Here is a 12,861-nt window from a genome sequence, read left to right as displayed (position 1 = left end):
CATTCAAATGATTGAAAGCCATGTTTTTATAATTGACTGTATAGAAAAGTTTTGGCTGTTTTCTATAGTATTAGCAGACATCATCTCGTACTCAGAATTTGTGATATTTATCATCATTAATAGAGAGTCTGCAAGTTGGTTGGTATCGCCTGCTTTTACAAGTAGTCCAGTAGTGCGGTGTTCCACTACCTCTGCTGGTCCTGTATCACAGTCAAAAGCCACGATGGGTAGACCAAAAGCTTGGGCTTCGAGCAATACCATCGGTAATCCTTCAAAGCGAGAGCTTAGACAGTAGAAAGAGCTTTTTTTATAATATTGCTCAATATCCTTGTTTGCTGGTACAAAGTTAATACGACTCAACACTTCTAATCGCTTAGCTTGATCTTTTAACGCTTCTTCATCCTCTCCACTACCCACTATACTTAAAGTCCAGTCCTCATTAGTTTTACATACCTGAGCCCAAGCTTCGATTAGAGAGTCAAACCCCTTTTGATAGGTCAAACGACCTAAAGTTAATACGTTTTTAAAATCAAGACTAGGCCTATGTTTTACATTTTCATAGGGAGTAGGATTTGCAATCGGAATAATCTTAGCATTGATATCGTTTAATCCTTGCTGCCATAACTCTTTATCACGCTTAGTAAGCGTAACAATATAATCACAATATTTTGCTGCCCACTTTCGTCCTATATCTCGTGATTTTGTTTTGAGGTTGACGTTAAAGTTAAAATGCTCCCAACAAATATGATTCACTTGTAGGCCATATAACGCAGGTACGGTAAACATACATGAAATGCTATCTACGACAATAAGGCTATCAATTTGATGCTGCTGCACAAATCGACGAATTTTCAAAACTGCTCCAATAAAGTTTTTCTTAAAAGAAATTTTCATAGGATATAAAGAGTAAGTTTTCACATCAGCATTCAGATAAAAAAAAGGATTTTTTCCGTCTGTAAGACTTAAAATTGAAATATTGGGATTTTTTTCAGCTAGCTCATTAGCTATCAAGGTAGTGACTCTTTCGGTGCCACCTGGATTACTAAGGTTACCCATAAGAAAGCAGATTTTTTTCATAATATATCCTTTATAGTTGTCGGATTTTACTTCTAAGCAAAAACAACCTAAAAAATATAGAAGGGCAAAATGTCGCTACTTTAAAAATCTTTTGCTTTATCCCTATACTACTTTGTTGAATAGACTTATTTACATACAAATTAAATAGCTGACTATCTCTATCATATATCGCATAGCTGTAAGCGCATTGCAACATTGCTAAAGCATAGAGGTCACGAATAGTAGCTAATTTCTCTTTATCTTCTTTAAATAAAACCAAGCCTTTTTCAAAAACTCTTTCTGATGCTAATGGTAAGAGCTCATTAAACTTTGCATCTTGAGCACTCATGCCACTACCAATGCGATAAACACCTAGTGCTTCACCTATATGATATATATGACCATCTTCTAATTGAGCGACATGAATATCGATATCTAAAGCATACGGGTTATGAAAAATTTTATCCCAAAATTCTGAATTGTATTTATTAACAAACATCTTGGACGAATGGGCAAAAAATGGTAGTTTTTTATAAAAATCGAAGAGATCATATTTACCGTCAGGATACGTCCAAATTTTTCGTCTTAACTTGCCATCTGCTTCAATCTGTTTGACGTCGTGGCTACACAGATTACAGTCTGGATTGGCTTCTAGTATATCGAACTGCTTTTGCAACTTATTTGGCAATGCCATATCATCGCCGTCCACATGGGCAATATATTTACCTCTAGCTTTTTCATAAACTTGTTTAACATTTTCGCCTGCTCCTACATTTTTTTCATGGAAAATAGGAACCATGAGATCAGGATATTTCTCTACATAACGCTGTACAATTGCACGAGTATTATCAGTGGAAGCATCTTCACCGATGACAATTTCGAACTTAAAATTCGTGTGCTGAGATACCAAGCTATCTAAACACTCGATAATATAATTTTCTTGGTTATAAGTAACCACACATACTGATACTTGAATAGGATTGTCGCTACTATTCATATTGCTCTCCTATAAATTTTTGCTTTGAATATATTTAGGATTCGAACAGAGCTCAACATTGCAATAAATACACTGCACAAACTGATTGTAATTATTTTTAATAAAATAACTGAGCGACTACCTGAATACTCCACCCATTGTGTCGTTAGTAATACAAAAACAGATACGGTTACCACACTTGGTATAAAAGTTTTAAACCATATTAAATTCATATTTGGCTCAAGTTTTGTATGGATATAACTTACCCAGAATACTAAATATATCAACTGCATTAAGAACCAAACCCAACCTGCGCCAACAGCTCCATAATGTGTCGCTGCCCAAACGACGGCTGGTATCAAGATTACGACACTGATAATATTTCCTATCAAGTGGTACTTTAAGTTACCTTTGGCATATTGTAAGTAATAAGGAAAAGCTGAGAGTGCCAGCAGCGCATTACCTAACGCATATAAGCGTAAAATTGGCGCCGCTTGATTGGCTAAATTAATATCTCCAGTCCAAGCATATAATACTGGCTTGGCAACGCCCGCAAGTACAATACCGGCAGTAACAACAATCACAGCGATAAATTGCGTTGCGTTCAGATAGACTTGTCGCATTTGCTCATATTGCTGTTCAGCTTCTAAACGCGCCATACGAGGCATAACTGGAGAACCTATCGGTGCACTAAGCTGTAATATCCCACCTGCTACCAGTACCGCTAAAGTAAAATAGCCATAATCAGCCAAAGGCAAAATACCAGACAATACAAATTTATCTAACTGTGTAAATAACACCCAAACTGAAGAAGTAAAAGCAATCGTCAAAGCAAAGCCTAATAACGGCTGAATAGGTTTAATGGACCATCCAATGACATATTGTTTAGGTAGCTTAGGTAATAATAAATGACTCTTTATCATTAAAATAAAAAACTCTAACAAGGCTATAAATAGCTGGAAAATAAAAAAGCTTTTAATATTAAAACCAAAGTAATACATGTACAGCAATACACCTGGAAACCTTAACGTAGCAATAAAGCTATTAACCACACTTAACCAAACGATTTGTTCAAAGCCTGAGATAACGCCACGATATAATCCGGTTATCCAGCGTAGAGCGACACACACTGCCATCACTTGAAGACAGAATAAAACGTCGTTGATATTTAAGTTATCTAGTTTCAACCAATGCGACGCGATATAGTCATCTAATAAAAATAAAATACCGCCGCCTGTAATTGCAACCACTATAAATATTAAACTTAAAGCTCTAAATAATTTTCTAAAATTTAAAGCCGTGTCTGTACCTGCGTTATACTGAGCAGTTTGGCGACTAATAGTAGGGGTTAATCCAAAATCTAGTAGATTAAACAACCCCTGTAACATAGCAAAGAAACCTACTAAGCCATATGCTTCTGCACCCATATATTTTATATAGATAGGTAGAATTGCAATACTAATCACAATTAAATAAATCTGGCTAGCATAACTGGCCATAACATTAAGCTTTAATGAAGGCCTTAGCATTTAGCTATTCCAATAATCGTTGACTTTCATAAATTCATCATACTGCCTATGAGTAATACCGATTAAAACTTGATCATGATATTTACCATCACGATAAGTTGCTTCCGCTCTTCTTCCTTCAATTTTCCATCCACATTTTTTTGTGGATAAACCAATGGATCTATTGTTGTAATCCAATATTTCTCCACTTAGGCGATTTAAGCCCAACTCTTTAAACGCATAGCGCATAATAGTAAGCGCTGCATCCATAGCGTAACCTTTGCCTCTAGTATCCACATCTCCTAACATAATGCCATTAGTTGCACTTCTATTTTTCCAATCAATATCAGCAAGACTTATCGTACCGATTAATCCAATATCATGAGCCTCTATGGCAAAAATTTGATTTTTCATATTAGCGTGATCTATATTTTTTATATAGTTTTCAGTACTAATTTTAGAATATGGAAAATGCCATCCAATTAAATTTTTCCAAAGTTCAGGAGAGTTTGACCATTTTATTAAAAGATCTACATCTTCTATTTCTATAGCACGCAGCGTTACCAATCTACCTTCAATATTCATTATAAGAATTCCTTGATTATATTTATGTTCATTTTATAAAGTATCTTTTATTTTTAGACCAAACAACTAATATACAGCATTACTCTATACGCAAAACCAATTACTATTAATTTAATTAAATAGCCTATCAACATAATATAAACACATTAAATTAAATAATCCCAGTTAATATTTTTAATTAACAAACACAAAAATATCACGCTCCATGTTATCTATCATATCCAACATAGTGTCCTTATTAGGATATTTTAAAATCATCATTCCTAGAGTATCGTGTGAACCACTATATTTTTTAACAGGATCATTTTCTACAACATATATACTTTTCTCAACAATCATTTTTTGTGCTCGTTCAGAAATATTTAACTGTTTGAAAAATCCAGTCTTCAAACTATGTACCATATAGCTAGACCAAAATCCTTTTATAGGTACTTGCTGTATATAGCTACAATCCAAACCCAAGGCTGCATCAACAGTTGCTTTGATCAAATCAACACCTGTTGCATAACGAATCACTTCTGGAATCAAGCATCCACCATTACGAGGCCCTAGCTCAAGAAAATAAAACTTTCCATCTTCAGAAAATAAGAAGTCAAAATTTAATGCACCTGTCTTCATTTTTAATAAACTTAAAAGACGCTGCGTTTCTCGGTATGCTTCTTGAAGTAAAGTCTTGGAATGAGAAGTAGGAAACGTTTGACCTATCGGAACCAAACCATTACAAAGTTTGTCGAAATGCTCATCAGCCCAACAGTAAAAAGCCAGTTTTCCATCTACAATAAATCCATCACCTGCAACTTGATAACCTTGCTTAACGATTTTCTCTTCTATCACCACTTTTTTTTCGCGTGAAAAAACCAATGCATGATTAAAAGCATTTTCTAGCTGATCTTTAGAGGTGATTTCAGTCACACCTTTACTTCCCGAAGAATCGACAGGTTTAATAAAAGCTGGAACACTTATTTCATCCAACCAAATTGCCGCACTCTCTAAGTCATAAAAAGACTCTGATTTAGGTACATTAAAATTGTGCTTTTTTAAGAAATCTCGGAATAAATCTTTGCGTGCTAAGATAAGTACAGACTCGTAAGGATTACCTGGTAATCCCATTTCTTCAGAAACATACGCGGCAGTAGGTGCTGCAGGATCAGAAGCATAAGCAACAATACCGTCTATTTTTAATTTCTGAGCCAGTTTCAACACCGCATCTTTATCTGTTGTTGAGACATTATGCGACTCATCAGCTAACTGATGTCCTGGATTTTTAGGTAAATAGTCACATGTGATGACATAGTGACCTTGTGATTTTGCATATTTAATGGGTGGTATCTGTGAAGGCGCTGCACCTAAGAAGAGAATTTTTTTCATGATGATTAATCCTTATCTGTAATCAATTGTGTGATTCTTTGAATTTGGTCAATGCTTAGTGTTGGGTACATGGGTAAACAAAGAACTTGTCCAGATAAGAGTTTTGCATTGGGTGTGTCTGATTGGTATTGCTCATAAACACTCAATTCAGTCATAAGTGGATAAAAATACTTACGCGCAAAGATGTTATGTTGTTTGAGTTTTTCAAACAATTCATCACGGCTTAATGGATAAGGCTCAGATATTACAATTGGAAAGTAGGCATAGTTATCTTTTTCAATACCTGAGCGCTCAATACAACGGATTCCCTCTACGCCAGCTAGCAACTCACGATAACAATGATCAACTTGGGCACGGGCTTGCAATGTTTGATCGATGGTTTTTAGTTGTAGCAAACCTAATGCTGCATGTACCTCACTAAGTTTTCCATTGAGGGAGATATCATTAACGGTAGTTTCATCAACGATGCCAAAATTCTTTAACTGATCAATGCGCTGTTTCATATCAGCGCTATGGCAAACGATGGCACCGCCTTCAAAGGTACTAAATACTTTGGTTGCATGAAAGCTAATCGTACTTAAATCTCCGTAATTCAACAGGCTTTGACTATGATAGTCGACACCAAATGCATGTGCTGTATCATAAACAAGTTTTAGCTTGTGCTTTGTCGCCAGTGCTTGCAGCGCCTCTACATCACAAGGAATGCCATAGCAATGTACAGGTAAAATAGCAACGGTAGCATCGGTGATCGCTTGCTCTACTTTTTTAGGATCTATATTAGATGTAATAGGATCTATATCTACGAAAACAGGTGTTAGATTATTCCAAACAATGGCGTGTGCTGTGGCTAAAAAAGTGTAGGGCGTAGTGATTACTTCACCTTTTTTTAGAGATAAGGCTTGTAAAGCGGTGATAAGTGCAATCGTACCGTTATTAAACAATGAGATGTAATCAACACCAAGATAGTCACATAATTCTTGTTCAAGTTGTTGATGCAGTGGTCCCCCATTGGTTAATATATTTTTTTCCCAAATTTGCTCTAAATAAGGAATAAATTCTTTTAACTCTGGTAAGACAGGCTGAGTGACATAGATAGGAATGCTCATATATGCTCCTCCACTAAAGAAATTAGATACTGACCATAGGAGTTCTTACTCATACTTTTTCCAATTTTTAGAACTCGTTGTTTACTGAGCCAACCTTGATTGAGCGCAATTTCCTCTAAGCATGCCACTTTATAGCCTTGGCGCTTCTCAAGAGTTTCTACAAACTGTGCAGCTTCTAGTAAACTTTCATGAGTACCCGTATCTAACCAAGCAAAGCCTCGCCCCAATACTTCTACACTTAAGTCACCACGTTCCATGTACATTTGATTGATTGTGGTAATCTCAAGTTCACCGCGCTCAGAAGGTTTTACTTGTTTGGCAATTTGAATGACATCATTGTCATAAAAATAGAGACCTGTCACTGCAAAATTAGATTTAGGCTTGATTGGCTTTTCTTCTAGTGAAATTGCACGCAGTTTTTCATTAAATTCAACCACTCCAAAGCGCTCAGGATCTTTGACCTGATATCCAAAAATGGTTGCCCCTTTTTGACGACTCACTGCATTGCGCAACATGGGAGTAAACCCTTGCCCATAAAAAATATTATCACCCAAGACGAGACAAACATTGCTGTTACCTATGAAGTCTTCACCGATGATAAATGCTTGAGCCAGACCATCTGGACTTGGTTGAGTCGCATACTTAAGGTTAATACCAAACTCCGAACCATCGCCAAGCAAACGCTCAAAGCATTCGATATCGTCAGGTGTACTTATGATTAACACATCACGAATACCGGCCAACATGAGTACGGATAGAGGGTAATAAATCATCGGCTTATCATAGATGGGCAGTAATTGCTTAGATATGCCTTTGGTAATTGGGTATAAGCGCGTCCCTGAGCCACCTGCCAGAATGATACCTTTTGTATTCATTATGCATTTACCCCTAATCTTTCGCGTTGATAACTGCCATCCTGTACTCGGCGGCACCATTCCAAATTATTTAAATACCAATTAACCGTTTTACGTATGCCCGTCTCAAACGTCTCTTCTGGTTTCCAGTTCAAATCATTGGCAATCTTACTCGCGTCGATCGCATAACGTAGATCATGGCCTGGACGGTCTTTTACAAAAGAGATCAACGACTCATAAGGAAGATCATTAGCTTGAGGTTTTAATTGATCTAGGATTCTGCAAATGGCTCTAACTACTTCAATATTCTGTTTTTCATTATGACCACCGATGTTATAAGTTTCACCTATCACACCTTCTGTGACCACTTTATATAAGGCACGTGCATGATCTTCAACAAACAGCCAGTCACGAATCTGATCTCCTCTTCCATAAATTGGTAAGACTTTTGCATCCAAGGCATTCAAAATCACAAGAGGAATGAGCTTTTCAGGAAAGTGATAAGGACCATAGTTATTTGAGCAATTCGTGACAATTACTGGAAGTCCATAAGTGCGATACCAAGCTCGCACCAAATGATCGGAGCTTGCTTTACTTGCAGAGTAAGGTGAGCTTGGAGCATAAGCCGTTTTCTCTGTAAATAAATCAGTCGTTCTATCTAGATCGCCATAAACCTCATCTGTAGAAATATGATGAAATTTGAAGTCAGACTTTTCTGCATCATTAAGGCTTTGCCAATATCTACGTGCAACTTCCAATAAGGTATATGTTCCTACAATATTGGTGGTGATAAACTCTGCCGGTCCATCAATTGAACGATCAACATGTGACTCTGCAGCTAGATGCATGACTACGTTAGGTTTGAAATGAATAAAAGCTTGTTCTAATATTTCTGTATCGCAGATATCAATTTGTCGAAAGCTATATCTGCTACTTTGCTCAATGTCTTGCAGCGATTCTAAATTACCCGCGTAAGTCAATTTATCGATGTTTAAAATATTATGATCGGTATTATTTATAATATGGCGTATCACAGCAGAACCGATAAAACCTGCACCACCTGTAATTAATATTTTCATATAGCACCTATTGGATGATTTAACTGACATTGACCTATCAAAACATTAATTCTTTATTATCTTGAATAGTGGTAGAACCAGAATCCTTGTCTATTAATACTTGAAGCTTTACTATTCCTGCAGGTGTTGCACAGCCTTCGTGATACCCTTCAACAAAACGCATAAACTCCTTTTTTAGCCACTCCACATCATGGGATTGAGCTCTATATGTCAACTGTGACAAAGTATTCTCGATATACCCTAATGGACAACTATGCTCCATTGCTTGTCTAATCAGGGGATGACAAGTAACTTCGATATTGTCTTCACCAATGATCAGCTCTTCATACAACTTTTCACCCGGTCTTAGTCCAGTAAAGATAATTTCGATATCACCATTAGGATTATTTTCATCTTTTAGCTCACAACCTGTTAAGCGAATCATGCGCTTAGCAAGATCTACGATTTTGACAGGTGCCCCCATATCAAGTACAAACACCTCACCACCAAGTGCCATTGCCCCCGCTTGTATCACTAAGCAGGCTGCCTCGGGAATAGTCATAAAGTAGCGAGTTATTTCTGGATGAGTAATAGTAATGGGGCCGCCCTGCTCGATCTGTTTGGTGAACAACGGCACAACAGAACCAGATGAACCCAACACGTTTCCAAAACGCACCATGCTAAAACAGGTATAACTATGGGTTTGACTAAGGCCTTGGCATACTAGCTCAGCCAAACGTTTTGAGGCTCCCATTATGTTAGTCGGTCGCACAGCTTTATCAGTCGAAATCAGAACAAAGGTCTCAACTCTCGCCTGTATCGCAGCGCGAGCACAGTGATAAGTACCTTTAGTATTGTTAATAATTCCTTCAAAAGGGTTTGATTCAACAATCGGTACATGCTTATACGCAGCAGCGTGGTACACCGTATTTATATGGTGATTTTTGAATATATTGGACAATTTTTTTTCATTTCCAACACTACCTAGGATACTGATAATTTCAATATCTTGATAATCTGCATTGCTAGACTTCTGATTGATAAGCTCTTGATTAATACTATATAAAGCATATTCAGACTGCTCATACAGGACTAAGCTCTTAGGCTTATTATTGATAATTTGCCGACAAAGCTCGCTACCGATAGAGCCACCTGCACCAGTGACCAATACGTTCTTATCTGTAATATTTTTTTGTAGCAGATCTTCATTGGGTTCAACTGCTTGACGTTCTAGTACGTCTAATATATCTACCGGACGCATGTGACTGATAGTAACTTGTCCATCAGCAATCTCATGTAGACTTGGAAGCTGCTTAATCTTCACTGATATATGAGATAACTCGTTAATGATCTGAAGCTTGCGCAATCGATTCACTGAAGGTAGCGCCAAAAACACTTGAGAGACATTAAATTTATCTATTAGAGAGATTAGACTATCAGCGTTATATATTTTTTTTCCCAGTAAATGTGCACCGGATAGCTGAGAGTTATCATCAATAAAGGCAACGACATTATATTTATGAGAGCGTTTTAGCGCATCGTAGAGGTCTTTTCCTGCTGAGCCAGCACCGTAGATAATAACGTTATTATAATAAACATGGCTTTTATCATATATTTTGTTATTGCCCTGCAAACGTTCTAATATCTCTCTAGCACTTAACCGACTACTCCATAACCATATAAAAAACAGAAATGAATAAAGTATGGGAATGGAGCTTGGAATAACAGACAACCAACCAAAATAAATAACGAGCTCATACGCAATAATAATTCCAACAAACAACTTTAATACGTTACGCATCACAGCATCGCAGAATATCCTAGCCACCCCTTGATAAAAACCTATGAAATATAGACCAATCAAAGGTACAGCAGCATAAAAGCCCAATATAAATGGATTAACATGGTTAGCAATATGACCAAATTTCAATGATACTGCAGAGAATAAACAGAGTAATGAGATCGCAAAATCGGCACTAATAAAGATGATTTGCTTCACACTTCGCGGCAAAGATAATAACCGCTCAGCACCATAATAGAGTCCAGTATCAGGAATACGATGTGTATGGTTAGCATTATTAAATTCTGGTGTCTTAGACATAAGATTTACCTGCTTGTATGATTGCTATTTATTGTTACCATAAGCGTAGTTATGACAATAGCTATTCTTACCCATGATGCTTTGTTGAGTATCATTTAATATAATACCGTCTACTTCGATATTAGCCCGGTTCATCTGCTTGATGGCATACCCCAACTGACCTTCTAATGATTCATTATATTTAGTTACTAGCAGCACTTTATCGGCATATTGCGATAACACCAGCGCATCTGTAGCAGCTAATATAGGTGGTGAATTAATCAGAATATAATCATAGTGCGATGTTAAATCAGCCATCAACGCACCAAACTTGTCACTATCGAGCAGTGAAGATGGATTAGGCAAATTGCCACCGCTAGATATGAGGTCAAGGTTAGCTATACTAGTAGGCTGCGTAATACTAGATACTGTATGGCTATCTGCTGAAAAATAATCGCCCAATCCGATGTTTTGTTCTACATTAAAAAATTTATGTATACTTCCTAAACGCATGTCGGCATCAATAATAAGAATTTTTTTATCTAGTTGAGAGAATACTTCTGCCAAATTAGCGCAGATAAATGATTTACCGACCTCTGGACTTTCACTCGTAAGGAGGATGACGTTACCACGCTGCCCTCCTTTACCATAGTCAGTCATAGCCAATATCAAGAATGTTCTGAGACTTTTGATAGCCTCATAACTTAAGCTATTGCGATCAGCATATGAAAGTAATGGATTAGTGCCTCGTTTATTTTTTCTCAATCCTATCAGTGCCTTAGAACGTGGAACTGTCACGATAACCGGAACCCCCGTTTTAGCTTCAAGATCTTCCGGGTCTTTAACGACATTTCTCATTAAACCTCTAATCAGTACTAACATTATTCCTAGCATGGCACCAATCAGAGCCGCCAGTAGCCATATAAGTAATTTTTTAGGAGCAACAATATTAAAGGTACTGACCGGTAAATCGATGACTCGAGCGAAGCCAACTTGCCCTGCTTTAACAATTTTCAGTTGCTCGTAGTTTTTAAGCATAGTCAGATAGATTTCTTTATTAATATTGGCATCTTCTGATAGCTTTAAGAACTCTCTCTGAACTTCAGGTAAGCGCTCAACAGTATTACTAATCTCTGCTCTTCTACTATTTAGCGTCTTAAGCTGTTCATTAATTTGAATAACAAGTGGGTGCTCTCCGGTATAATAAGTTGTTAGCTCAGCTTTCTTTAGTTTAAGCTCATTAAGCTGGGCATCAACTTGATAAGTTTCCGTTACTAATAGCTCAGCTTCCTTACTAACATCGATGGTGCCCGATTTTTCCCGAAATTTATTGTAGGTTGCTTCAGACGTATCAAGCTTTTGCTTAAGCGCAGGAATCTGCGTTTCCATAAATTTAAGCGTTTTGGTAGTTTCTTCGGAACCACGCGATTGATTCTGATCGATATAAGATAAAACAATCTCATTCAATATTAGGCTGACTTGCTCCTGATTCGTTCCTTCTAAAGACAGCTTGATAATACCGGTCGGTGCCAGTTTCCCCATCTCCCCTACCGTCAAAGATTTATTGATCCCATCGGTAGCGTTTTGTAGGGTCTGTTTGGTTATCTCTATAGGATGTTGATCATTAGGTAGGTCGGTGACAGTAATCTGAATTTCACCAGCAGTCGTTCTAAAGTTATTTGGTTGATTAAAGCTACCTTTATAACTAGTCAAATCATCACTAAGTGTGAATCCCGTGCCTTCTCGCACTAAAGTGAAAGGCTGATTTAGATAAGCCGAAGGTACGACAAATTCGCTGATTTCCACTCGTCCATCTTTGGTCTCGAGCGATATTCCCTCTGGCAGATTGATCTGAGTATCGATACGGTCTTTTTGCAAGCGACCTAGATGACCAATGAGTGGATCACGCAATTGGATATCTAAATGCAGCAAGTCAACCACTGGCTTTAACACCATGCGAGACTTAATAAGCTCCGTTTCTGTTTGAGCCTGACTAGATATTGGTGCAACCAGCTGAGAGATATTGGAACCAAGGGCAGCTATACCTTGAGATTTATTTTCTTCAATTTGAATAAGAGAGTCTGCTGCAAATATAGGATTCACATATCGGGTATATAAGATACCTACTATTAAGCTTAATACCGTTAATAGTGCGATAACTTTCCAACCACGTAACAATGTTAGCATTAAAGCCAATAAATCAATTTCATCATTGCTTTGATTGATAGCATTCTTTGGCACATCCTGTGTATTCTTGCTCATAAATACCC

The 12,861-nt window shown here is 37.2% G+C and carries 10 protein-coding genes; all 10 read right to left on the bottom strand.

Going from position 1 to position 12,861, the window contains the following annotated elements; translation table 11 throughout:
• Positions 1-3: 3 nt before the first annotated feature.
• On the bottom strand, positions 4-1,077 hold the full coding sequence (locus tag FQ084_RS05570) for a glycosyltransferase family 4 protein (protein WP_149489663.1): 1,074 nt from the start codon (positions 1,075-1,077) through the stop codon (positions 4-6).
• A 10-nt stretch (positions 1,078-1,087) separates the two neighbouring features.
• Positions 1,088-2,053: a glycosyltransferase family 2 protein gene (locus FQ084_RS05565; RefSeq protein ID WP_149489662.1), complete on the bottom strand. Its 966-nt coding sequence runs from the start codon at positions 2,051-2,053 to the stop codon at positions 1,088-1,090.
• A complete protein-coding gene (locus FQ084_RS05560) occupies positions 2,050-3,531 on the bottom strand; it encodes an oligosaccharide flippase family protein (protein ID WP_223144860.1) in 1,482 nt (493 codons plus the stop codon). The genes FQ084_RS05565 and FQ084_RS05560 overlap by 4 nt, the downstream gene beginning before the upstream one ends.
• A 30-nt stretch (positions 3,532-3,561) precedes the next feature.
• Complete coding sequence (locus FQ084_RS05555) at positions 3,562-4,125, bottom strand: GNAT family N-acetyltransferase (protein ID WP_149489660.1); 564 nt, start codon at positions 4,123-4,125, stop codon at positions 3,562-3,564.
• A 174-nt stretch (positions 4,126-4,299) separates the two neighbouring features.
• On the bottom strand, positions 4,300-5,493 hold the full coding sequence (locus FQ084_RS05550; protein ID WP_149489659.1) for an ATP-grasp domain-containing protein: 1,194 nt from the start codon (positions 5,491-5,493) through the stop codon (positions 4,300-4,302).
• 5 nt (positions 5,494-5,498) lie between these two features.
• Positions 5,499-6,599, bottom strand: coding sequence for a DegT/DnrJ/EryC1/StrS family aminotransferase (locus FQ084_RS05545; protein WP_149489658.1), 1,101 nt, complete (start codon positions 6,597-6,599; stop codon positions 5,499-5,501).
• Positions 6,596-7,474, bottom strand: a complete 879-nt coding sequence (gene rfbA, locus FQ084_RS05540) for a glucose-1-phosphate thymidylyltransferase RfbA (RefSeq protein ID WP_149489657.1) — start codon at positions 7,472-7,474, stop codon at positions 6,596-6,598. The genes FQ084_RS05545 and rfbA overlap by 4 nt, the downstream gene beginning before the upstream one ends.
• Positions 7,474-8,532, bottom strand: a complete 1,059-nt coding sequence (gene rfbB / locus FQ084_RS05535; protein WP_149489656.1) for a dTDP-glucose 4,6-dehydratase — start codon at positions 8,530-8,532, stop codon at positions 7,474-7,476. Before rfbB ends, rfbA begins: the two co-directional genes overlap by 1 nt.
• Positions 8,533-8,569: 37 nt before the next feature.
• Complete coding sequence (locus tag FQ084_RS05530; RefSeq protein ID WP_149489655.1) at positions 8,570-10,612, bottom strand: polysaccharide biosynthesis protein; 2,043 nt, start codon at positions 10,610-10,612, stop codon at positions 8,570-8,572.
• Between the two features lie 24 nt (positions 10,613-10,636).
• Positions 10,637-12,853 carry a polysaccharide biosynthesis tyrosine autokinase gene (locus FQ084_RS05525; protein WP_149489654.1) on the bottom strand — a complete coding sequence of 739 codons (2,217 nt, stop codon included), beginning with the start codon at positions 12,851-12,853 and terminating at the stop codon, positions 10,637-10,639.
• Between the last annotated feature and the right edge of the window lie 8 nt (positions 12,854-12,861).

It is taken from the genome of Psychrobacter sp. ANT_WB68 (genome assembly GCF_008369115.1).
In the GTDB taxonomy this organism is placed as follows: domain Bacteria; phylum Pseudomonadota; class Gammaproteobacteria; order Pseudomonadales; family Moraxellaceae; genus Psychrobacter.
Note: the sequence above shows the minus strand (reverse complement) of the source record. Positions and strands in the feature narration are given on the sequence as shown.